General features: G+C 60.8%; 17 protein-coding genes. 7 read left to right on the forward strand and 10 right to left on the reverse strand.

Annotated elements, in window-relative coordinates; translation table 11 throughout:
- Window positions 1–2 precede the first annotated feature (2 nt).
- Window positions 3–1,526, reverse strand: coding sequence for a MocR-like pyridoxine biosynthesis transcription factor PdxR (gene pdxR, locus ACEN9A_RS12780; protein WP_258673861.1), 1,524 nt, complete (start codon window positions 1,524–1,526; stop codon window positions 3–5).
- A 129-nt stretch (window positions 1,527–1,655) separates the two neighbouring features.
- On the opposite strand from pdxR, the gene ACEN9A_RS12785 reads away from it, so the two are divergent.
- Window positions 1,656–2,291 (forward strand): FMN-binding negative transcriptional regulator, encoded by a 636-nt coding sequence (locus ACEN9A_RS12785; protein WP_258673862.1) that lies wholly within the window; start codon window positions 1,656–1,658, stop codon window positions 2,289–2,291.
- A 37-nt stretch (window positions 2,292–2,328) separates the two neighbouring features.
- On the opposite strand, the gene ACEN9A_RS12790 is transcribed toward ACEN9A_RS12785, so the two are convergent.
- From ACEN9A_RS12790 to ACEN9A_RS12815, 6 genes are all read right to left on the reverse strand, one after another.
- Window positions 2,329–3,321: a LacI family DNA-binding transcriptional regulator gene (locus ACEN9A_RS12790; RefSeq protein WP_258673865.1), complete on the reverse strand. Its 993-nt coding sequence runs from the start codon at window positions 3,319–3,321 to the stop codon at window positions 2,329–2,331.
- 75 nt (window positions 3,322–3,396) lie between these two features.
- The gene (locus ACEN9A_RS12795; RefSeq protein ID WP_258673866.1) at window positions 3,397–4,887 is read right to left on the reverse strand and encodes a glycoside hydrolase family 32 protein; all 1,491 of its coding nucleotides are present in this window, start codon (window positions 4,885–4,887) and stop codon (window positions 3,397–3,399) included.
- Window positions 4,884–6,017 carry an ABC transporter ATP-binding protein gene (locus ACEN9A_RS12800; protein WP_258673867.1) on the reverse strand — a complete coding sequence of 378 codons (1,134 nt, stop codon included), beginning with the start codon at window positions 6,015–6,017 and terminating at the stop codon, window positions 4,884–4,886. The genes ACEN9A_RS12795 and ACEN9A_RS12800 overlap by 4 nt, the downstream gene beginning before the upstream one ends.
- A 27-nt stretch (window positions 6,018–6,044) precedes the next feature.
- Window positions 6,045–6,887, reverse strand: coding sequence for a carbohydrate ABC transporter permease (locus ACEN9A_RS12805; RefSeq protein WP_018928908.1), 843 nt, complete (start codon window positions 6,885–6,887; stop codon window positions 6,045–6,047).
- Window positions 6,884–7,846: a carbohydrate ABC transporter permease gene (locus ACEN9A_RS12810; protein ID WP_086945640.1), complete on the reverse strand. Its 963-nt coding sequence runs from the start codon at window positions 7,844–7,846 to the stop codon at window positions 6,884–6,886. Before ACEN9A_RS12810 ends, ACEN9A_RS12805 begins: the two co-directional genes overlap by 4 nt.
- A gap of 21 nt (window positions 7,847–7,867) precedes the next feature.
- Window positions 7,868–9,142: an ABC transporter substrate-binding protein gene (locus tag ACEN9A_RS12815; protein WP_258673868.1), complete on the reverse strand. Its 1,275-nt coding sequence runs from the start codon at window positions 9,140–9,142 to the stop codon at window positions 7,868–7,870.
- A 167-nt stretch (window positions 9,143–9,309) separates the two neighbouring features.
- Here ACEN9A_RS12815 and ACEN9A_RS12820 point away from each other — a divergent pair, with 167 nt between their 5' ends.
- Window positions 9,310–10,875: a carbohydrate porin gene (locus ACEN9A_RS12820; protein WP_258673869.1), complete on the forward strand. Its 1,566-nt coding sequence runs from the start codon at window positions 9,310–9,312 to the stop codon at window positions 10,873–10,875.
- Between the two features lie 120 nt (window positions 10,876–10,995).
- Here ACEN9A_RS12820 and ACEN9A_RS12825 read toward each other — a convergent pair whose 3' ends face one another.
- Window positions 10,996–12,882: a sigma-54-dependent Fis family transcriptional regulator gene (locus ACEN9A_RS12825; protein ID WP_258673870.1), complete on the reverse strand. Its 1,887-nt coding sequence runs from the start codon at window positions 12,880–12,882 to the stop codon at window positions 10,996–10,998.
- Between the two features lie 346 nt (window positions 12,883–13,228).
- Between ACEN9A_RS12825 and ACEN9A_RS12830 the strand changes: the two genes are divergently transcribed.
- The 5 genes from ACEN9A_RS12830 (at window position 13,229) to ACEN9A_RS12850 (ending at window position 18,640) form a co-directional block, all read left to right on the forward strand.
- Window positions 13,229–14,287 (forward strand): ATP-NAD kinase family protein, encoded by a 1,059-nt coding sequence (locus ACEN9A_RS12830; RefSeq protein ID WP_064617507.1) that lies wholly within the window; start codon window positions 13,229–13,231, stop codon window positions 14,285–14,287.
- Window positions 14,288–14,320: 33 nt separating this feature from the next.
- Entirely contained in the window at window positions 14,321–15,298 is a 978-nt protein-coding gene (locus tag ACEN9A_RS12835) for a thiamine pyrophosphate-dependent dehydrogenase E1 component subunit alpha (protein WP_018928914.1), read from the forward strand.
- 33 nt (window positions 15,299–15,331) lie between these two features.
- Entirely contained in the window at window positions 15,332–16,351 is a 1,020-nt protein-coding gene (locus ACEN9A_RS12840) for an alpha-ketoacid dehydrogenase subunit beta (RefSeq protein ID WP_018928915.1), read from the forward strand.
- The gene (locus ACEN9A_RS12845) at window positions 16,348–17,460 is read left to right on the forward strand and encodes an acetoin dehydrogenase dihydrolipoyllysine-residue acetyltransferase subunit (protein ID WP_018928916.1); all 1,113 of its coding nucleotides are present in this window, start codon (window positions 16,348–16,350) and stop codon (window positions 17,458–17,460) included. Before ACEN9A_RS12840 ends, ACEN9A_RS12845 begins: the two co-directional genes overlap by 4 nt.
- Window positions 17,461–17,554: 94 nt before the next feature.
- Window positions 17,555–18,640 (forward strand): 2,3-butanediol dehydrogenase, encoded by a 1,086-nt coding sequence (locus ACEN9A_RS12850; RefSeq protein WP_225602761.1) that lies wholly within the window; start codon window positions 17,555–17,557, stop codon window positions 18,638–18,640.
- A gap of 71 nt (window positions 18,641–18,711) precedes the next feature.
- On the opposite strand, the gene ACEN9A_RS12855 is transcribed toward ACEN9A_RS12850, so the two are convergent.
- Together ACEN9A_RS12855 and ACEN9A_RS12860 are read right to left on the reverse strand one after the other, a co-directional pair.
- Entirely contained in the window at window positions 18,712–19,767 is a 1,056-nt protein-coding gene (locus tag ACEN9A_RS12855; protein WP_258673871.1) for a hypothetical protein, read from the reverse strand.
- Between the two features lie 33 nt (window positions 19,768–19,800).
- Window positions 19,801–21,609, reverse strand: a complete 1,809-nt coding sequence (locus ACEN9A_RS12860; protein ID WP_258673872.1) for a hypothetical protein — start codon at window positions 21,607–21,609, stop codon at window positions 19,801–19,803.
- Between the last annotated feature and the right edge of the window lies 1 nt (window position 21,610).

Genomic DNA, 21,610 nt, shown 5'->3' on the forward strand with positions numbered 1-21,610 from the left:
GGCTACGTTATGATCGAGTCTTTGGCCGCCGCTGAGGGCCGCGCAGCCAACGTGATGACCTGCGCAAGGCGCCTGGTGGCGGATTCAATGTCTTCGGCACTGAAACCGCCCAAGCCCAGAATCAATCCCGAACGGCCATTGCCACCGGCATACATCGGCGACACGGCACGTACCGATACCTGAGCTTCGGAAGCTTTGGTGGCGACCCACTGATCGTCGATACCTTCCGCCAGCCAAAGCACCAGATGCATACCCTGATCGCTCGGTTCCAGCCATGCAAGTTCGCGAGGAATCAGCCTGGCAACCGCCTCGATGATTTGCTTGTGGATGTCTGCGTACACGCCGCGAATTCGCCGGATGTGCCGGTCCAGATGTCCTTCTGCGATGAATGCTGCGAGCACGTGCTGATCGGCATTCGCGGGATGCCGATCCATCAGGGCTCGCGCACCGCAAAAGGCTTGCACCAGGTAGGGCGGAACGATAGCGTAGCCGAGCCGTAACGAGGGGAACAGTATTTTGCTGAACGTCCCCAGGTAGATAACCCGGTCGGGGTCCAGCCCTTGCAAGGATGGAAAAGGGTGGCCGGCGTAACGCAGTTCACTGTCGTAATCGTCCTCGACGATCCAGGCATCAGACGTCCGGGCCCATGCCAGCAAGGCATCGCGCCTGGCCATGCTCATTGGCATGCCGAGTGGATATTGATGTGACGAGGTCACGAAGGCTGCTCGTGCCTGGGGGCATTGCGCTATGCCGCTTTCAACATTCAGACCCTCGGCATCAACCGGGACGCGGATCATTTGATCGCTATGGCCCGCGCTTTCCAGAATCCCGGTGATACCCCGGTACGCCGGATCCTCCACCCACGCAAAATCTCCCACATCGAGCAGCACCTGACAGGCGAGATACAGGCCCTGTTGCGTGCCGGATGTAATGATGACCTGGCTCGCTCCACAGCGCACAGAGCGTGACTTGCGCACGTAATCCGCTACCGCTTCCCGTAACTCAAGCGCACCTTGTGGATCGCCGTATCCCGAGGGCGCTCCAGCCCCTCGCGCCCTGATGCGATTGCCAAGGCGACGCCAGATATCGTCAGGCGCCGCTTTGCCAATCGGCACCGAGACCGAGAACGGAATCTGCGCAGCCGCTGCAAATTGCCGGGCCACCTGAGCGAACCGTTCGATTCGCGCAGAGGGCGTCCACGACCTGGCTTCGGTGGGTCGACCTTGCTCCTGCCGGGTGGTTGGCGACGCATCTGCCAAAGAGCGGGCCACCCGCGTGCCTGCTCTGCCTTGGGATTCCAGGAAGCCCTCGGCAATCAACTGCTCAAAGGCCTCGATAACGGTGCCTCGGGCAATCGTCAGCGATTTGCCGAGAATGCGCGTCGATGGCAGCAGCTCACCAGGTTTGAGGTCGCCCCTGCGGATCGCGGACCTGAGCGCTTGAGCAAGTTGTCGTCCCAATTGACCGGCGGTTCGATCCAGCGTGCCCAGCGATGGAATTTCAACAACGTTGGCTTTACGTGCCATCAATTCTGGCTCAGTGATTCTGTTGGATATTGGCTCTATACCATGGGCCAGTTCATCAACACAATTCACATGAAGGCCACCTCACCACTGGCGCGCTGTCCCCACCCTTGAACGATTGAAGGAGTTGATATGTACGTACCTGCCCATTTTGATGAGCCTCGCGCCGAAGCCCTTCATGAACTGATCGTCCAGCATCCACTGGGCATTTTGTTTACCAACGGTGAAAGCGGACTGGATGCCAACCACATTCCTTTCGAGTTGAAGGCTGCGCAGGGGCAGTTCGGTGTTCTCCAGGCGCACGTCGCGCGCGCCAACCCAGTCTGGCAAGACGTGAAAGACGGGGACGAAGTGCTGGTGGTTTTTCGCGGTGCCGAGGCTTACATCTCGCCCACCTGGTATCCGAGCAAGCACGAGACCCATAAGCAGGTTCCGACCTGGAACTACAAGGTGGTGCACGCCCATGGGAGGATCACCATTCGCGATGATGAGCGCTATGTCCGTGGGTTGGTGGCGCTCCTGACCCGAACCCATGAGTCATCCCAGCCCGAGCCGTGGAAAATGACGGACGCCCCGAAGGACTACATCGCCTCGATGCTTAAAGCGATCGTTGGGGTAGAGATCGAGATCACTCGCCTGGTCGGTAAATTCAAGCTGGGCCAGAACAAGGAAGCGAGAGACATCCGTGGTGCAGGTCAGGCACTCAAGGACAGCGGGAAAATCGTATTGGGAGAGGCAATGCTCGCGGGTGTCGATGCCGAATCCTGAGGCACCTCGTGCACCGGCTGGTCTGCGGCGCTCGCACTCATAGCGACGCCCTGACCACCAATGGACAATCAACCGGCTGGGCTCCCTCTACCTCAAGGGCTTCGATCAGGTGGCGGGCAGCCTGGCGACCGATCTCGTAGTACGGCAGTTGCACCGTGGTCAGCGGCGGGATGAACAGTTCAGCGATACCGATCATGTTGTCGTAGCCGAGCACGGCGACATCGCCGGGAATTTTCAGGCCTCGGCTCAACAACAGCTGATAGGCACAAAACGCAATCCGGTCGTTGCCACAGATCAGAATGTCGAATTGTGGGCGACCCTCAACAATGTGCCGGTCGAGGATGGCTGCGGTTTCACCGTAGGCGTCATGCTCGGAAAGGTCGTATTGCAGAAGCGCGTCAGGCGCCAGCCCGAATGCCTGACAGGCGCGCAGCAGGCCTTCTTGTCGCAGCCCCCAGGCCAGGCTCTGTCTTGGCAGATTGATGCACAGTGGGCGCCGATAGCCCTGGCTCAACGCGTGATGCACGGCGCGATACTGCCCCGTTTCGTCGTCCGGTACGTAACTGACCAGGCGACTGTCATCGGCCAGGCAATTGGCGAGTACCAGCGGTTTGCTCTTCAAGCGCTCGGGAATGCTGACGTGGCGAAAGCCCATGGCGCTGAAGATCAGCCCGTCGGGGCGGTGCGACAGCATCAGGTCGATGTTCTGGTCAGTGGGCGGGTTGCTCAACAGGTTAAGGATGAAGACATTCCAGCCAGCCTGTTGCGCGGTCTGTTCGATGGACAGCAGCAGTTCCACCGCGAACGGTGTGGTCGCGGTGTCCAGCGCGAACACACCGATGGTGCGCGACTGGAGGTTGTCGCCGCGCATCTTGCGCGCCGACAGGCTCGGTACGAATTGCAGTTCATCAATGGCGCGACGCACCCGCTGAAGGGTCTCGGGGCTCAGTTTTTCCGGGTTGTTGAGCGCTCGAGAAACCGTCATCAGGGACACGCCGGCCAGTTGTGCAACGTCTTTCACTGAAGTCATGCGAGGCGAGGCCGGTCAGGTTGACGCAGAATCATGACACAGGGCCTGGGCTTCTCGCGACTCGAATGACAACGCTCATACCCAACCTGAAGCGAGAGGCCACGCCCTGGGAATCGAAGCACGCCCGCCACTGCCGTGGTTAAACAACTTCACCCCCAGACTGTCGGACCGCGGATAGAGGCGGCTGCTGAGGCTGAAGCGACCGTTTTCGTCGAACACCTCGATGGACGAGCGATCGAGAAACACGCGCAGCTCCAGTCGCTCTTGTGTCGGGTCTATCGACACGCTGCGCTGGCCGCTGACTTGCGCACCCGAGCGGCTGCGGTCCAGCACCAGGCGCTGTAATGCCGCATCGTAATAGAGCAGGGTTTCTTCACGGCCATCGTCGCTGCAACGCAAGGCGATGCCCAGGTGGCCGTCGGTGCAGTCGCGCAAATCCAGATGCACATGGATTTCCAGCAGGTCGCCATTCACTTCCGGCACCCAACAGGTTCCCGACTCATCCCGCCAAGGCGTACTCGGCAATGGCGCCTCGCGCAGCGCGGTGAGCTCCCGTGCCGGATACACGCAAAGGCGATCGTCATGCAGTTCAAGTTCGCGCGGCAAACCGAGCATGCCGCACCAGTGATGGGCCTGGCTGGGCATCGGGCTTTCCCACATGTCGAGCCACGCCCATACCAGGCGCCGACCATCGGCGGCCACCAGCGTTTGCGCGGCATAGAAATCGTGGCCGTTATCCAGCTCGATAAAAGGCCCGCCGGTGAAGTGCCATTGGCTGTCGAGTTGGCCGACGCGATAACCGGTCTGGTATTTGTTGAGCCGTTCGTAACCGTGGGGTTGCATGCCCTGAGGGGAGTACAGCAGCACGTCGCGTCCGTTCAGGCGGAACAGATCCGGGCACTCCCACATATAGCCATCGCCCTCGCTGCCGCTGGCTACATAATCGAGGAACTCCCAGGTGTGCAGATCGGTGGAACGATACAGCGGCAGCAGCGGTTGATCGCCCAGACGTGCGCCGGCAATCAGGTACCAATAGTTGTCCGCTTGCCAGACCTTGGGGTCACGAAAATGCATGATCGAGTCTTGCGGCGCGGTCTCGATGACAGCGCCATGCTTGACGAAGCGAATGCCGTCGATACTGGTGGCCAGGCACTGGACTTGACGGATCGAGCTTTCATCACCCACATCCTTCAGCCAGGTATGCCCGGTGTAGACCAGTGCCAGGGTGTCTCCACACACTACCGCGCTACCGGAAAAACAACCGTCGCGGTCGAAGTCATCGCCGGGCGCCAGGGCAATGGGCAGATGCTGCCAATGGACCAGGTCGGCACTCTTGGCATGCCCCCAATACATCGGGCCCCACTTCGCGTCAAAGGGGTGGTGTTGATAGAAAACGTGATACTCGCCACGGAAGTACACCACCCCGTTAGGGTCGTTCATCCAGCCTGTCGGGGGGGCAAGGTGATAACCGGGGCGGTAATCGTGGATGACCCGAGACAGGCCGTCACTCAGCGCTCGCTGCGCAGCAGATATTGAATCGTTCATGGTATTCAAAGACAAAGTCATAGGGCGCCTGCTCGTGCCGGGCGCAGAGGGACGGTTTCAATGGCATGTGGATGACGCTTCAAGGCCGTGCCGTCGGCGTCGAACAGGTGCAGGTTGTCGATGTCCAGCAGCAGCTCGACCCGGTCGCCCGCCTGCCATCCGGCGTGGACCTCACAACGACAGATCAGCGGCTCGTCCTGACCTGTCTCGAGGTGCACATAAGTTTCACTGCCCAGGTATTCGACCGCGGTCACCACGATGCCGGCGGCTCCTTCCGCTGACTTGAGCGACACGTGTTCCGGGCGAATGCCCAGGCTCAGCAGCGTGCCCGCCGCCAGGTTCGAACTGTCGAAGGGCAGGGACGTCATCCCCAACACGGGGCTGTCGACCAGGCTGGTTTCGCCCGGCGCCTGCAAGCGTGCCGGCAGAAAGTTCATTCTGGGTGAGCCGAGAAAGCCGGCGACAAAGCGACTGGCCGGGCGCTCATAGAGTTCGCGTGGTGAGCCGACCTGTTCGACACGACCGCCATTGAGCACGACAATTTTGTCGGCCAGGGTCATCGCTTCAACCTGATCGTGGGTGACGTAGATCATGGTCGAGCCCAGCCGGGCATGCAGCCTGGCGATTTCGTTGCGCATCTGCACCCGCAAGGACGCATCCAGGTTGGAGAGCGGCTCATCGAACAACAGAATGTCCGGTTCCCGCGCCATGGCTCTGCCCATGGCGACACGCTGACGCTGCCCGCCAGACAATTCCTTTGGCTTGCGTTGCAGCAGCTTGTCCAATTGCAGGATTTGCGCGGTTTTCAGCACGCGTTCGCGCAGGCTGGTCTTTTCAGTCTTGGCCAGCTTCAGACCAAAACTGATGTTGTCGTAGACGCTCATGTGCGGGTACAGCGCATAAGACTGAAACACCATGCCGACGCCACGCTCGCGCGGCTCCAGGTCGTTGACCCGACGCCCGTCGATCAGCAGGTCGCCGGCGCAGATCGAATCCAGTCCGGCGATCAGGCGCAGCAGGGTCGATTTTCCGCAGCCCGAAGGGCCGACGAATACCACGAACTCACCCGCAGCGATCTCCAGGTTGACGTCGCGCAGAATCCGCGCGCCGCCCAATTGTTTGTTCACGTTATCCAGTTTCAACTTGATCACGATGCTGTTCCTTGTAGTTGTCGGGCATCAACCCTTTAACGCGCCGGTAGTGAGGCCGGAAACGATTCGGCGCTGGAAGATCAGCACCAAAATCACCAGAGGGACGGTGACCAGCACCGATGCCGCCATCAACAAACCCCAAGGCAACTCATGGGGGCTGCCGCCGGAAATCAGGGCGATGGCCACCGGCACCGTGCGTTGGGTGTCGGTGAGGGTGAAGGTCAGGGCAAACAGGAACTCGTTCCACGCCGCGATGAAAGCCAGCAAACCCGTGGTGACCAGTGCGGGCCAGAGCAGCGGCAACAGCACCCGGGTCAGCGTGACCCAGGGCGAGGCGCCATCCATGATTGCCGCTTCTTCCAGCTCATGGGGCAGTTGCCCCATGAACGTGGTCAGCACCCAGACGGTGAAGGGCAGGGTGAAAATCGTGTAGCTGAGAATCAACGCCCAGGACGTGTTGTACAGGCCCAAGGCACGGATCACCTCGAACAGCCCCGACAGCACCGCGACCTGGGGAAACATCGACACCCCAAGGACCATCATCAACACCGTGCCACGCCCACGGAATTTCACCCGGCCCAAGGCATAAGCGGCGGTCAGGCTGAGGAACAGCGCGAGTGTCACCACGCTAAGCGCAACCACCAGTGAATTACCGATAGCCCGCAGGAATGAGGCTTGGTTGAGCACCGCCGCGTAATTGGAGAAGTCGGGTTTTTTGATCCAGTAACTCACCTCGAACAAGGCGCTGGACGGCTTCAGCGACGTGACGATGGCGTAGTAGAAAGGGAACACCGCATACAGCAGCAACACCCCGATCAGGCACCAGAAACCGAAGCGCAACAGTGCTTTTTTCAGTAGGCGAGGGCTCATGACCGGACCTCCAGTTGGCGGCGTCCGAGGTAGAGATAAAGCATGGCGATCACTGCAACCACCAGAAACAGCAGGGTCGAGGCGGCGCTGCCGTAACCGACGTCCTGGAACTCCACCAGGTGTTGGCGGGCATAGACCGACATGCTCATGGTGCTCGACGAGTTCGAGGTCAGCACATAGATCACGTCGAACACCCGCAGGGAGTCGAGGATGCGGAAGATCGCCGCCACCAGCAGTGCAGGCATCAACAGTGGCAGCGTGACCCGCCAGAACACCTTCAGCGGATGAATGCCATCGACCCTGGCGGCTTCGTAGCAATCACTCGGCAACATCTGCAAGGCGGCGAGCATCAGCAGGGTGACAAACGGCACGGTCTTCCAGACGTCGACGATGATCACCGCCCACATCGACAGATCGGCATCTGCGGTCCAGGCCAGAGGCGCGGTAATCAGGCCGAGGCTGAGCATCAGGTGATTGATGATGCCGAACTGGTCATTGAGCATCCACGACCAGATCTTCGCCGAGACAATGGTCGGAATCGCCCACGGAATCAGAATCAACGCTCGCACCAGGGAACGGCCGGCGAACTGGATGTTCAGCAGCAACGCCACCAGCAGCCCCAGCACGACTTCCAGCCCCACCGACACCACGGTGAAATGCAAGGTGTTGCGCACTGCATTCCACCATTGTGGATCGACCAGGATGCCCGACCAGCTGGAACCGTTGTGGAACAGATAATTGCTCAGGCCAACGAAGGTGCCGCCAGCGGTGTCCGCCAGGTTGGCGTCGGTCAGGCTGAACCAGAATGTCCGCAGCAACGGCCAGGCCGCCACCAGGGCCAGACACAGCAACATCGGCGTCAGAAATAGCCAGGCAGCGCGCACTCGGCGACGCTGTACCGGCGTTTCCCTGGTGAGCAGGAGCTCGTCACAGGGAGCATGGGCAGTAGAGACAGACATGGTGATTTTCTTCCTTGTGGCTTACCAGTTCCGGTGTTTGATGCGCGTGAGTTCGCCTTCCAGTTCGGTCAGCGCCTGATCGACCGGCAACTCGCCGGCCAGCACGCCATGCACTTGATCGAAGAACGCATTGGTGACCCGTGGATAACGAGCAGCGGTGATTGACGCGGGGCGCATGACGCCATCGTTGAGAATGCTGTGCAGCTGACTGTAATAAGGCATGGCCGCGAGCAGCTCGGGATCCTGGTAAAGCGACTCGATCACCGGGTTATAGGCGCCAATCAGCGCACGATGTTTTTGCTGTTGGGCACTGCTCAGGTAGCTCACCAGTTCGGCGGCAAGCTTCGGGTTGGCGCTGTAGCGCGAGACCGCCAAACCCCACCCGCCGAGGGTGGAGGCATGGGTGCCGCTGTTGCCGCCGCGGGGCAGGGGAGCGACCCCGACCTTGTCTTTTACCGCACTGTCCTGGCTTTGCACCAACGCCCAGACATAAGGCCAGTTACGCATGAACAACGCATTGCCCGACTGGAATACGCCGCGTCCTTCTTCCTCGGTGTAATTGAGCACGCCACGCGGGGAGATGTCGCCTACCCAGCTTTTGGCCAGGGTCAACGCCGCTCTTGAGGCCTGGCTGTTGACCACGATGTCGCCTCGTGGATTGACCAGCCCGCCGTCCGGTTGGCTGCTGATCCATTCCAGCGCATTACACGTCAGGCCTTCGTAGGCACGCCCTTGAAAGATGTACCCCCAGGCGTTGGCGTTGCCGGCATTGCGCTCGGCCTGTTGTACATCCTTGGCGGTAGCGGTCATTTCCTCCCAGGTCTGGGGGACTTGCTTGTTGTATTTCTCGAGCAAGTCCTTGCGGTAATACAGCAGGCCCGAGTCGGTGAACCACGGCATCGTCACCAGCCGTCCATTCACCGTGGCGTTGTCCACCTGTGCCTGGAAGTAGCCTTGGGTTGCGTCGGCGGGCAGCACCTCGCGCAGATCCAGCAGATGTTTGGCCAGCATCCCCGGCCACACCATGTCGATCTGAATGATGTCGATGTCGCTGGACTGCGCACTGAGGATCTGTTGATAGAACGACAACCGCTCGGTTGCCGAGTTAGGCGTGGACACCACCTCGACGTGATTGCCGGTCTGTTGAGACCACGCCTCGACGGCCTCTTTGCACAGTTGTAATTCCGCGCCCACCGCACCGCAGGAAATCGTCAGATTGGCTGCGCTGGAGAGGGATGGAAGCCCGGCGCAAAGGGCAAGCAGTGCTGCTGGAAAGAGTGATTTGAGCTGTTTCATAAAGCCCTCTTTATTTTTGTTTTTAGAAAAGTTAACGTTAACATCGCCAAATGTAGCAGCGTATTTGCGATGAGGCATCCTTTTTTTCGTAGATTTTGACAATTAACAATTCACGAAAATAAGGCCGGTCGCAGGACAAAAAATAAAAACAAAACAGGAAATCCCCCATGCAGAAAGCATCAAGCTGGCTACTCGCAGGCGTACTCGGCACCTCGGCGGCCACTGCTCAGGCCGCGACTCTGGAAGAACGCATGGCCGCGTTTGAAGCCCGCGCCAGCGCTGCGGAAAAACGTGCAGCCGCCGCCGAACAGCAAACCCAGGCACTCGCCAGGGAACTGCAGCAGCTCAAACAGTCCACTCCCGCCTTGCAGCCTGTTGCGTCCACTGCGACCGCCACTGTGGCGCCCAGTTTGGATACGCGGTTGGCAAAACTCGAAGCCCGTCAGCAAAGCCTGGAGAAGGAGGGCGGTACCGGGCACCTCACCGACGGGTTCAGCTTCAAGGGCTACGCCCGCTCCGGATTGCTGATCAACGATGGCCTGGGGGGCGGGCGGGGCGGTCCTTATACGACGCCTGCCGGTTCAGTCGGTGGTGCAGTCGGGCGACTCGGTAACGAAGACGACACTTACATGCGTATAGACCTGTCGAAAGAAGCCTATGCGCAGAACGGCACCCATTCCAAATTCACGGTTTCCATCGCCGATGGAGTGGAAAGCTCCAATGACTGGACGGCCGCCGAAAGTAACCTGAATGTGCGCCAGGTATTTACGGAACTCGATCATCTCGCCGCATTCAAGGGCAATTCGACGTTCGAGAACGCCACCCTGTGGGCAGGCAAGCGATTCGACAGGGACAACTTCGATATCCATTGGCTGGACTCGGACGTCGTCTTTCTGGCCGGCACCGGGGGTGGTATCTACGACGTGCAGATGAACAAGAACTGGCGCTCGAATTACTCGTTGATCGGGCGTAACTACGGGGATTTCAGTGAGGGCGGTGTCAATGCCGATGTGGAAAGCTACATCCTCACCTCCAACCAGTTCTTCGATAATGGTCAGTGGCAGTGGATGTTCAATGGCATTGGCTCAAAGAAAAACGACTTTAGCACTCGCACCAATGAAGCGGGCCTGAAGCCTGCGGACTCCGGCTTGCACAGCATGATCGCGAATCATCAGAAAAACTTTTTCGGCAGGGAAGGCTTCTTCAAGACGGCGCTGCTCTACGGGCAAGGGCTGGGGGCCGAGGTCAAGAACATTGGCTCGGACGGCGAACTGATCGACGACGCCCGTGCGCTGCGCCTTGCGCTGTACGGCGAGACACCGATTGCACCCCACTGGCGCATCGGTCCAAGTCTGCTGGCCGAACAAAGCAAGGATCGCTACGTCAAGGGTGACGACTACCGCTGGATGACCCTGAACATGCGGTTGGCCAATGAAATCAACAGCAATTTCGAGATGGCCTACGAAATGAGCTGGCAAACCATGAACCTCGACCCCAAGGGTTACCTGCAACGTAATGCGGTGGACGGCAACTTCTGGAAATTCACCATCGCCCCGACCTTCAAACCCGACGTTGGAGACCTGCTCACACGCCCCGAGTTGCGAGTGTTCGCCAGCTTCATGAACTGGTCTTCGGACCTGGACCGATACAGCTCCACAGACAACTTTGGCAAGACCGACTTCAACGCCGGCGGTGTGTGGCAATACGGGATACAGATGGAGACCTGGTTTTAATAGCCGGGGCTTGCTCCCACATTTATTCGATGCCGTTCACCAATACTGTGATCGATGCAAGTCCATTGTGCTGTCCGGTGGCCAACGCTCATTAAGCGGGGCCGCCGGATGAACTTGTGGTCAGCCCCTGCCAGGCATGTCGATGCCATGTTGATGCACCCGTCGATACAGCGTTGCCCGGGAGATGCCCAAAGCCTTGGCCGCGGGGGTGGGTTTCCAGCGATGACGCACGAGGGCATCGATGAGTGCCTCGCGTTCAGGACTGACGCAGCGTTCCAGGGTGTCAGCTGAAGCCGAATCATTGAGTCGACGGCCGGGCAGATGCTCAGGCAAGTCACTCAACAGAATCAATTGGGACTCGCACACGGCGCAGGCGTAACGCAGCACGTGCCGCAGTTCGCGCACATTTCCCGGCCAGCGATAGCCGAGCAGGCATTCCAGTGCGGCGCTTCCCAGTTGCATCGCCATTGCGCAGGCCGATGATTCTTCTTCGAGTATCCGGTTGATCAATGCCAGTCGATCACTGCGTTCGCGCAACGGCGGCAATTGGAATCGCGCACCACTGAGGCGGAAGTACAGGTCCTCGCGAAACTCGCCGCTGGCCACCAGGGCTTCCAGATCGCGGTGGCTGGCGCAGACCACCTGAATGTCTATCGCCTTGCTTCTTGACGCTCCCAGGGGCGCCACTTCGCCCTCGGCTAAAACCCGCAGTAGCCGGGTTTGCAGGGTCAGGGGCATATCGCCGATTTCATCGAGAAACAGGGTGCCGCCATCGGCCTGCTCCAGCAGGCCTTGCATGCCTTTATTCGAAGCACCAGTGAAGGCGCCGGCTGCATAACCAAACAGCTCGCTTTCGATCAGGTTTTCGGGAATCGCTGCGCAGTTCACCGCAATAAAAGGTCGATCACGGCGCAGACTGGCCTGGTGCAGCTGGCGGGCGAAGACTTCCTTGCCGGAGCCGGTTTCGCCGTGGATCAGCACCGGCAGATTACGGTCTTTGACCCGAACCGCAAGGCGCAAACTTTCTTCCAGTCGCGGGTCGAGTTCGGCGGGTGACAGTACCCGCCGAGCCGGGCTGCGTTTCACTTGCCGTGGCGCGCTGAGTCGCCCATGTAAGACATGGCGGCCACCCCGGCAGTGAAACAGGCAGAGTGATTCGTCTTTGGCGCGATGCAATAACTGCTGATCGAACACTTGGCCGATGTGGTCCGGCAGTTGGCCACAACTTTGCGACAGCCACTGCCGCGCCGCGGGGTTGAGTGCCTGCAGTTGTCCGTCGTCGTCCCAGGCGAGCAGGTAATCGGGCTGGCTGTCGACGTAGCCTGGGCTGTTGTGGGCCCGCAGCACCCAGTAACCCTGGGCACTGTTCATGAAAAACGCTTGTTCTATTTCCCGTGCGCTCTGCACCACCATCTGCCGGATCAGATGCTGCGAACGACGGTCGTCCGGCGAACGCACCGCAGACACATCGAGCACCCCGAGCAGTTCCCCCCGAGGGTCGAAGACCGGAGCGGCGGAGCAGGTGAGTCCGATAAAAGCCGCGCGGAAGTGATCCCGCTTGTGCACCGTAACCGGTGTTCGTGCAGTCAGCACCGCGGCCACCCCGCAGGTGCCTTCCTCACCTTCTGACCAGCAGGTGCCCAGGTACAGGCCTGCTTTGCGGCAATCATTACGGATGGAGGTTTCCACGCGATAGTCGATGGTCTGGCCCTGGGCATCGGTGAGCAACACGCAGTAGTCGGCATCGCGCACACGACCATGGAGTCGGGCGACTTCTTCGCTGGCGATGCGCAGGAACAGTTCGGAGCGTTCTCGACACTCTTGCAGCACGTTCTGGGACAGGATCCGCGGCCCTTGTAATGAGCCAGGGTCCAAGTGGTGTTGCTCCATGGAACGGCGCCAGGAATCCAGGATCAAGTCCGGCACGGGCAGTTGCGGCAGGTGCGCTGCGTTCTTCAAAACACGGCTGACGCAATCCACATGCGCCTTCGAGTGTGCGGAAAGCATTAGGGCCTCCGATTCGATCTTCTTTTAGTTGTGCGGGCTATTAAGCGCCGTTCACGGACGGTCGACAAGCATCGGTTCACCCCACTGCGAAGCTGAGACGCGACGTCTCAAGGTCTGACCTCTAACCCGTGCAGGCTGACATGGGACGTCTCAATCGAGCGGGATCCCATCACTTGGAAATGTAGTCAAAACCGCTCTGGAACGGGCTTTTCGGCGATCTTTTGCGATTCTGGCACCGGCCTTGCTCTAACCCCGGCAACCAGCACGACTGGCAACCCGATAATAACAAGAGGTGCCCTATGTCCTCCTGCCGAGGCTTTTACTTTGCCGTACCCGTGGTGGCGACATGAGTCGCTTGCCCCTGACCGTCGGCATCATTGCCAATCCGGCGTCCGGCCGGGACGTAAGGCGCCTGACGGCGAATGCCGGGCTGTTTTCCAGCACCGACAAGGTCTCGGTGATCCAACGGCTGCTGGCGGCTTTTGGCGCCACCGGTGTCGAGCGCGTGCTGATGCCCACCGACATGACCGGCATCGCGGCGGCGGTGAAGAAGAACAGTCATGGCCGCCAGGCGCGTGACAGCCACTGGCCAACTCTGGAGTTCCTGGAACTGACCTTGCGCCAGAGCGTGGCGGACACTCGCCAGGCCGCGCGCTGGATGGCTGAACGCGGCGTGTCGCTGATTGCCGTGCTCGGCGGTGACGGCACCCACAAAGCGGTGGCTGCCGAAGTCGGCGACATTCCGCTGCTGACCCTGTCGACGGGGACCAACAATGCCTTCCCGGAACTGCGTGAGGCCACCAGCGCCGGGCTGGCCGGCGGGCTATTCGCCAGCGGCCGGATCCCACCCGAAATTGCCTTGCGTCGCAATAAACGCCTGCTGGTGCGGATTCCGAGCCGCGACCTGTGCGAAGTGGCGCTGGTAGACGTGGCAGTGTCCCCGCTGCCCTTCATCGGCGCCCGTGCAATCAGCCGTGGGATCGATCTGGCGGAGGTGTTCGTCACCTTCGCGGAACCTCAGTCCATTGGCATATCGGCCCTCTGCGGCTTGTGGTTTCCGGTCTCGCGCCAAGCCCCCAACGGTGCCTGGATGCGCCTTGATCCGCAATCGTCCGAAGCCTTGCTGGTGCCCCTGGCGCCCGGCCTGTTGCAAGGCTGCGGCGTACTCGCGGCCGCCAGCCTTGAACCCGGTGTTGCCCATCGCCTGTGCCTGAGCAGCGGCACCCTGGCCCTGGATGGCGAACGGGAAATCGAATTCAACGCCGATGACTTGCCCACCGTCACCCTCGATGCCGGCGGTCCGTTGAGCATCGATGTCAATGCGGCGCTGGTCTATGCCGCGCAAGAGCGGCTGCTGGCCATCGGTCGTGAACACCCGCAACACCCTTTGAACCTTGCACTTTGAAACTTGAGCCTCAAGACACCCTGGAGAATAAAAATGTCGACACAGCTGACTGCTGATCAATTGCTGCATGCCTATCGGGTGATGCGCACCATCCGCGTCTTTGAAGAGCGCCTGCATGTGGAGTTCGCCACCGGCGAGATTCCCGGTTTCGTCCATCTTTATGCCGGTGAAGAGGCCTCGGCCGCCGGTGTCATGGCTCACCTGAGGGATGACGACTGTATCGCCTCCAACCACCGTGGCCACGGTCATTGCATCGCCAAGGGCGTTGATGTGCACGGGATGATGGCCGAAATCTACGGTAAGAAAACCGGAGTCTGTCAGGGCAAGGGCGGCTCCATGCACATCGCCGATTTCGAGAAAGGCATGCTCGGTGCCAATGGCATCGTCGGTGCCGGTGCACCGCTGGTGGTAGGGGCGGCCCTGGCCGCCAGGCTCAAGGGGACCGACGGCGTCGCCGTGGCGTTCTTCGGCGATGGCGGTTCCAACGAAGGGGCCGTGTTCGAAGCGATGAATATGGCCTCGGTGTGGAACCTGCCGTGCCTGTTCATTGCCGAGAACAACGGTTACGCCGAGGCCACGGCGTCCAACTGGTCGGTGGCCTGCGATCACATCGCCGACCGCGCAGCCGGTTTCGGCATGCCTGGGGTCACCGTCGACGGCTTCGATTTTTTCGCCGTTCACGAAGCCGCCGGTGCCGCGGTGGCGCGCGCTCGAGCCGGTGAAGGACCGTCGTTGATCGAGGTCAAGCTGACCCGCTACTACGGTCACTTTGAAGGCGACGCCCAGACCTATCGGGCACCGGACGAGGTCAAGTATTTCCGCGAACACAACGACTGCCTGATGCAGTTTCGCGAGCGCACCACTCGGACCGGTTTGATCGATGCCAGCCAGTTGGACCAGATCGATGGCGAAGTGGACCTGTTGATCGAAAATGCCGTGCGCAAGGCCAAGTCCGACCCCAAGCCAAGCGCCGCCGACCTGCTCACCGACGTCTACGTTTCCTATCCCTGAACGCCCCCTATAACAAGAATCGAGACCTTTATCATGGCGAGAAAAATCAGTTATCAGCAGGCAATCAACGAAGCCCTGGCCCAGGAAATGCGCCGCGACCCCAGCGTGTTCATCATGGGGGAAGACGTCGCCGGCGGTGCCGGTGCTCCTGGTGAAAATGACGCCTGGGGCGGGGTATTGGGCGTGACCAAGGGCCTCTACCACCAATTTCCCGGCCGCGTGCTGGACACGCCGCTGTCGGAATTGGGTTATGTCGGCGCCGCGGTAGGCGCAGCGACCTGCGGCGTGCGCCCGGTGTGTGAGTTGATGTTCGTCGACTTCGCCGGTTGCTGCCTGGACCAGATCCTCAATCAGGCGGCCAAGTTTCGCTACATGTTCGGGGGCAAGGCTTCCACCCCGTTGGTGATTCGCACCATGGTCGGCGCGGGCCTGCGGGCCGCCGCCCAACACTCGCAAATGCTCACGTCGCTGTGGACCCACATCCCCGGCCTGAAAGTTGTCTGCCCGTCATCCCCTTATGACGCCAAGGGCCTGTTGATCCAGGCCATCCGCGACAACGATCCGGTCATCTTCTGCGAACACAAACTGCTCTACAGCATGCAGGGCGAGGTGCCGGAAGAGCTCTATACCATCCCGTTCGGCGAGGCCAACTTCCTGCGCGACGGCAAGGACGTGACTCTGGTTTCCTACGGGCGCACGGTCAATACGGCGATGGATGCAGCCCGCAGCCTGGCAGGGCGGGGGATTGACTGCGAGGTCATCGACCTGCGCACCACCAGCCCGCTGGACGAAGACAGCATTCTGGAAAGCGTGGAAAAGACCGGGCGCCTGGTGGTGATCGACGAAGCCAACCCGCGCTGTTCCATGGCCACCGACATCTCGGCCCTGGTGGCGCAAAAAGCGTTCGCCTCGCTCAAGGCGCCCATCGAGATGGTCACCGCGCCGCACACACCGGTGCCGTTCTCCGACTCTCTGGAAGACCTCTATATCCCCGACGCGGCGAAGATCGAAAACGCCGTGCTCAAGCTGATTGAGTGGAGCAAGCGTTCATGAGCCAGATCCATACCCTGACCATGCCCAAGTGGGGCTTGTCCATGACCGAAGGCCGGGTCGATGTCTGGCTCAAGGAGGAGGGCCAGGCGATCGCCAAGGGCGATGAAGTGCTCGACGTAGAAACCGACAAAATTTCCAGCAGTGTCGAAGCGCCGTTTTCCGGTGTGCTGCGCCGGCAGATCGCGCGCCAGGATGAAACCCTCGCGGTCGGTGCATTGCTAGGCATCGTGGTCGACGGCGAAGCCAGCGAGGCCGAGATCGATGCGGTGATCGAGCAGTTCCAGTCCGCGTTCGTGCCAGGTGACGGTGCCGAGGAAGACAGTGGGCCGAAGCCGCAGAAGGTCGAACTGGACGGGCGACTGATCCGTTACTTCGAGCGTGGCGAAGGCGGGGTGCCGTTGGTGCTGGTGCACGGGTTCGGCGGTGACCTGAATAACTGGATGTTCAATCATGAAGCATTGGCCGCCGGGCGCCGGGTGATAGCTCTGGATCTGCCGGGCCATGGTGAGTCGAGCAAACAGTTGGAACACGGAGATCTGGATGAGTTGAGCAGGGTGCTGCTGGCTCTGCTCGATCATCTTGATGTTCCCGTGGCGCATCTGGTGGGGCATTCCATGGGCGGGGCGGTGTCGCTGAACACGGCGCGCCTGGCTCCCCAGCGGGTGCGTTCCCTGAGCTTGATCGGCAGCGCCGGCCTGGGCGCGGAAATCAACGGCGATTACCTGCAAGGTTTTGTCGAGGCAGCCAGCCGCAATGCCCTCAAACCACAATTGGTGCAACTGTTCTCCGACCCCGAACTGGTCAATCGGCAGATGCTCGAAGACATGCTCAAGTACAAGCGTCTGGAAGGGGTGGATGCGGCCCTGCGCCTGCTGGTTGCGGGGCTGTTCAAAGAAGGGCGGCAACAACTCGATCTGCGCGGCGTGGTGCAAGAAAACCGGCAACCGGTGTTGCTGATCTGGGGCAGTGACGACGCGATCATTCCTGCGACCCACAGCGCTGGCCTGGCTGCTCAGGTCGAAATCCTGCCGGGTCAGGCGCACATGGTGCAGATGGAAGCGGCCGAGCAGGTCAATCGGCTGATTCTGGACTTTGTCCAACAACACTGATGCCTCCCTTGGCGGCCAGCCATTTGCCGGGCGCCAAGGCCAACGATTTCAAGGAGATTCCAACATGAGCCTTCCAATTGATCCGACCCGCAGCATGCGTGCCGCTGTCTGGCATGGTCGTCACGATATCCGCGTCGAAGATGTGCCGTTGCCCGTCTCGCCACCGGCGGGCTGGGTGCAGATTCGCGTGCAATGGTGCGGTATTTGCGGCTCCGACTTGCATGAATACGTGGCCGGGCCAGTGTTCATTCCGGTGGATGCGCCGCACCCGCTGACCGGCATCAAGGGGCAGTGCATTCTCGGTCATGAGTTCTGTGGCGAGATCGTCGAAATCGGCGCCGGGGTCCAGGGGTTCAGTGTGGGCGAACCGGTGGCAGCCGATGCCTGTCAGCACTGTGGCACTTGTTATTACTGCACCCATGGGCTGTACAACATTTGCGAGAACCTGGCGTTCACCGGGCTGATGAACAATGGCGCGTTCGCCGAGTTGGTCAACGTACCGGCCAACCTGCTTTACAAGTTGCCGGCCAACTTTCCCGCCGAAGCCGGGGCGTTGATCGAACCGCTGGCAGTGGGCATGCACGCGGTGAAAAAGGCCGGGAGTTTGCTGGGGAAAAATGTGGTGGTGGTTGGCGCGGGAACCATCGGCCTGTGCACCATCATGTGCGCCAAGGCGGCTGGCGCGGCCCAGGTCATTGCTCTGGAAATGTCGGGAGCGCGCAAGGCCAAGGCCCTGGAGGTGGGGGCGAGCCAGGTGCTGGACCCCAATGAGTGTGACGCGTTGGCTGAGGTGCGGCGGCTGACCGGCGGGCTGGGGGCGGATGTCAGTTTCGAATGCATCGGCAACAAACACACGGCCAAGCTCGCCATCGACCTCATCCGCAAGGCCGGCACGTGTGTATTGGTGGGCATCTTCGAGGAGCCCAGCGAGTTCAATTTCTTCGAGCTGGTCGCCACCGAAAAACAGGTGCTGGGTGCACTCGCCTATAACGGGGAGTTCGCAGACGTGATCGCCTTTATCGCCGACGGTCGGCTGGACATCACGCCGCTGATAACCGGGCGTATTCAGCTGGAACAGATTGTCGGGCAGGGCTTTGAGCAATTGGTTAACAACAAGGAGCACAACGTGAAAATCATCGTGTCACCCGCTCGAATCCGAGACGCCTCAGAAAGCGATTGACGCGAACCGAGCCTGAACATTCCTGCCAAATTCGGGGCAGGTAATGTTCAGGCAACGTGTGGCCCACCTTTTCAGAGCTGCACCCGCCGCAGCCTGCCGCTCAACGGGACGACGGTGTTGTCTGGCGTGGGCAGTGGCCGGCCGGTCAATCCCATGCCTTCGCTCACCAGTACCGCACCCTCCAGCAGACACAGGTTGGAAGGGGTATCCAGGTCGCGTGCGAGCACCACGACCTGGGCGGTTTTCAAGTTGCAGCTCAGCAGTCGCCCGGTGAAACGGGTAAAGCCGCCGTGCAGCGGTTCGCCGTTCCAGTCCGGTGGCAAGGGTTGCTGCAGGCGGTCGCAGAGCTCCAGGACCAGCACGTTGCCCTTCGGACACAGCGCCAGTCCGGTGGGCAGTTGCAGGCCGCGAATCAGGATTTCGATCTGCCCGCTGTCAGGCCAGACCCGAATCACCCGGCCGGCCTTATCGGCAAAGTCGATGCCCTTGCGCGTCGAGTCGCCCTGCAACTCTCCGGAAAACAGACTGATCAGCACTGCGTCGGTCGCCGGTTCGTACACCAGGGTCACCGGGACGGCTTCCTGGCCCTGGTCCAGTTCGGGCAACTGCACCAGCACGCGTTCGTCCTGTCCGCTGGTGAATTCCACCAACTGATTGGTATCGGGCTTGACCGCCAGCCAACTGCGGCGGGTCGGGTGGTAGCACAGCGCATTCAGATTGCCACGGCTGTGAAACACCGGTTCGGGCGGCGTGTATTGCAGGTCCAGCAGCTTGGAGCCTTCGACGTAATCGGTCTGGCTGACCAGACAGCGACCGTCGCCGCAGGCGATGTCCGACAACCCCATGATTTCATCGCGCAGCATGCGGGCCTGCATGTTCATGGCGCGAAAACCTTGCGCCAGTATCTCGCGCGGGAGGTAGGCGCCTGGGCTGGACGGATCCGGTCGCAGTCGACTGATCCGGCCGCTGAAGGTCTGCTCCGGCAGACCCGAGCCGGCTTCGGTCAGCAGCAGGCTGCCATCGGCCTGCGCACAAATGCCCCGAGGGTTCAGCAGGCCTTCGGCGATGATGGTGCTCGGGCACAGGGTTTCTCTGGGCCGCGCCGGGATATTAATGGGAATGGGCATAGGGCTCTCTCCATGAATAACGAATGGATGCGGTTACTGCGGCGGTTGCCACGGTTCACCGGTGAGATAAGCCCGGAGCAGCGCCCGCTGGCAGGGCGACATCGAGCGCACCACGGGCATGAACAGCGTGGTGCCTTTGTACGCATCCGAGGTTCGGGCGAGGATCGGGTTCTTGGCGCCCATGACCGCGTCGGGCTGATTGAGCGGGATGTAGCGCGACATGGCGGGGAAGGCCAGGTAATGAAAGCGCAGGACGTTCGGGTACATCAGCTCCCAGGTGATGTGGGTGCCCGCGGGGATGCCGAAGTCGGTCTGTGCGTATTTGCGGAAGCTGGTGAAGTAGCCACTGCTTGGAAGGCCATTGGCCGTGCAGGTCAAGGCGACAAAGCCCGCCTGGGCGGCAGAACCCGCTTTGACGGTGACCGGGAAACTGATCGCGAGCTGGCCAGGGTTAACGGTCAGCGATGCAGGAAAATCGAGGAAATCCCAGTATTGGGGTTCATCGTAAACAGCAGGAGCAGCAGCCTGCAGGTCGATTTCGGTGGCTTTGGGGACCGGACCGCCCAAGTACCTGACCTGCAAGGTGATTGACAGGCCATTGGGGTAGTCCTCCAGGTAGACGTTGCGCTGATCGGCATACACCCGATAGGTCGATTCGGTGGCTTGCAACGTGGTACCGGCGACCTTGCCGGGCGCGTTGATCGCCAGGGCGGCGGTCTGCACTGCCTGTAGCTGGTTGGCGGTCAGGGGCAGGTCGACGATGCCGCCATACACGTAGTAGTCGAATAGAAAGCGGTTGGTCGGGTCCAGGGTGGCCAGTTCAGTGGTGCCTGCGGTGATGGTGACGGGGCCGTAGTTCGCGTTCGGTCCGATAGGGCTGGTGATATCGTCCCTGACGGCCCTGAAGGTTTGCTTCGGAATGACGTTCACCATGTCGATGCTCAGGTAACCGTTGCCGCCCAGGTCGGCATAGCCGGCATTCCCCGTACTCTGGTTGACCAGTTGCCGGCCCGGCTGGCAGTTCAGCGGCTCGTCGGCGAAGGCCGGGGCCAGTGTACCGATGACCCTGCCGATGCTCGGGTTGGGGGTGTATCGGCCGGCGGCATAATCGGCGTCCAGTTGTTCCGTGGTCATCGTGGGGCACATTTCGAACATGACGAAACGCAGGACAATGCCGGTCGCACCCGGTGCCTGGATGATCGAGCGCAGGCCACTGCTGTTCTGGTTCCAGCTGACGATGCTGCTCAAAGGGAAGGTCAGTTGAAACGTACCGCTGGCGTGGAAAGATCCCGGCGCATCCATTTTCGCGGGCAACAGCACACGTCCCGCCACGTCGAAACTGCTGCACACGGTATTACAGCGAATCAGCAACTGGATGTCGCTGTTACCGCCAATCTGCAGGCCGCCGACGAATATCTGGGTGGTCGTTGAGGAGGTGGGGTCCAGGTCCACCATCATCGGGCCGGAGACGGGGCCTTGTCCGGTCACCGGGTCCACCGAGCCGAGCAGATAAACCGGCTGGCCCACCATGTCGCCGGTGGTGCTGATGCTGCCCGGATTGCCCTGGGAACTGATCAAGGCGTTCTGCATGTCGACGACATGCTGCCCATAGTGATTCCAGCCGCCAGCGGTGTAGTAGTCGCCGTCGGGCGCGTTGATCATGTTGTTCAGCTGATCGTCGGTATAAGACTGAGCAGTCGGTGCCAGGGTCGAGGTGGTCAGGTCGAAGAGCGGCCATTCCTCATTGCCGTCGTAAGGAATGGTGGGGGAGTTGTTCGGCAGGCTGACGTCCGTGCGGATGCCGCCCCAGAAATTCAGGCGTGGTCCATTGAGAATGCTCATG

It is taken from the genome of Pseudomonas sp. Pseusp18 (genome assembly GCF_059506005.1).

What these genes read in the sequence shown, in the direction of transcription:
- pdxR (WP_258673861.1), bottom strand. Translation starts at nt 1,526, where the DNA reads ATGGCACGTAAAGCCAACGTTGTTGAAATTCCATCGCTGGGCACGCTG.
- ACEN9A_RS12785 (WP_258673862.1), top strand. Translation starts at nt 1,656, where the DNA reads ATGTACGTACCTGCCCATTTTGATGAGCCTCGCGCCGAAGCCCTTCAT.
- ACEN9A_RS12790 (WP_258673865.1), bottom strand. Translation starts at nt 3,321, where the DNA reads ATGACTTCAGTGAAAGACGTTGCACAACTGGCCGGCGTGTCCCTGATG.
- ACEN9A_RS12795 (WP_258673866.1), bottom strand. Translation starts at nt 4,887, where the DNA reads ATGACTTTGTCTTTGAATACCATGAACGATTCAATATCTGCTGCGCAG.
- ACEN9A_RS12805 (WP_018928908.1), bottom strand. Translation starts at nt 6,887, where the DNA reads ATGAGCCCTCGCCTACTGAAAAAAGCACTGTTGCGCTTCGGTTTCTGG.
- ACEN9A_RS12810 (WP_086945640.1), bottom strand. Translation starts at nt 7,846, where the DNA reads ATGTCTGTCTCTACTGCCCATGCTCCCTGTGACGAGCTCCTGCTCACC.
- ACEN9A_RS12815 (WP_258673868.1), bottom strand. Translation starts at nt 9,142, where the DNA reads ATGAAACAGCTCAAATCACTCTTTCCAGCAGCACTGCTTGCCCTTTGC.
- ACEN9A_RS12820 (WP_258673869.1), top strand. Translation starts at nt 9,310, where the DNA reads ATGCAGAAAGCATCAAGCTGGCTACTCGCAGGCGTACTCGGCACCTCG.
- ACEN9A_RS12825 (WP_258673870.1), bottom strand. Translation starts at nt 12,882, where the DNA reads ATGCTTTCCGCACACTCGAAGGCGCATGTGGATTGCGTCAGCCGTGTT.
- ACEN9A_RS12830 (WP_064617507.1), top strand. Translation starts at nt 13,229, where the DNA reads ATGAGTCGCTTGCCCCTGACCGTCGGCATCATTGCCAATCCGGCGTCC.
- ACEN9A_RS12835 (WP_018928914.1), top strand. Translation starts at nt 14,321, where the DNA reads ATGTCGACACAGCTGACTGCTGATCAATTGCTGCATGCCTATCGGGTG.
- ACEN9A_RS12840 (WP_018928915.1), top strand. Translation starts at nt 15,332, where the DNA reads ATGGCGAGAAAAATCAGTTATCAGCAGGCAATCAACGAAGCCCTGGCC.
- ACEN9A_RS12845 (WP_018928916.1), top strand. Translation starts at nt 16,348, where the DNA reads ATGAGCCAGATCCATACCCTGACCATGCCCAAGTGGGGCTTGTCCATG.
- ACEN9A_RS12850 (WP_225602761.1), top strand. Translation starts at nt 17,555, where the DNA reads ATGCGTGCCGCTGTCTGGCATGGTCGTCACGATATCCGCGTCGAAGAT.
- ACEN9A_RS12855 (WP_258673871.1), bottom strand. Translation starts at nt 19,767, where the DNA reads ATGCCCATTCCCATTAATATCCCGGCGCGGCCCAGAGAAACCCTGTGC.
- ACEN9A_RS12860 (WP_258673872.1), bottom strand. Translation starts at nt 21,609, where the DNA reads ATGAGCATTCTCAATGGACCACGCCTGAATTTCTGGGGCGGCATCCGC.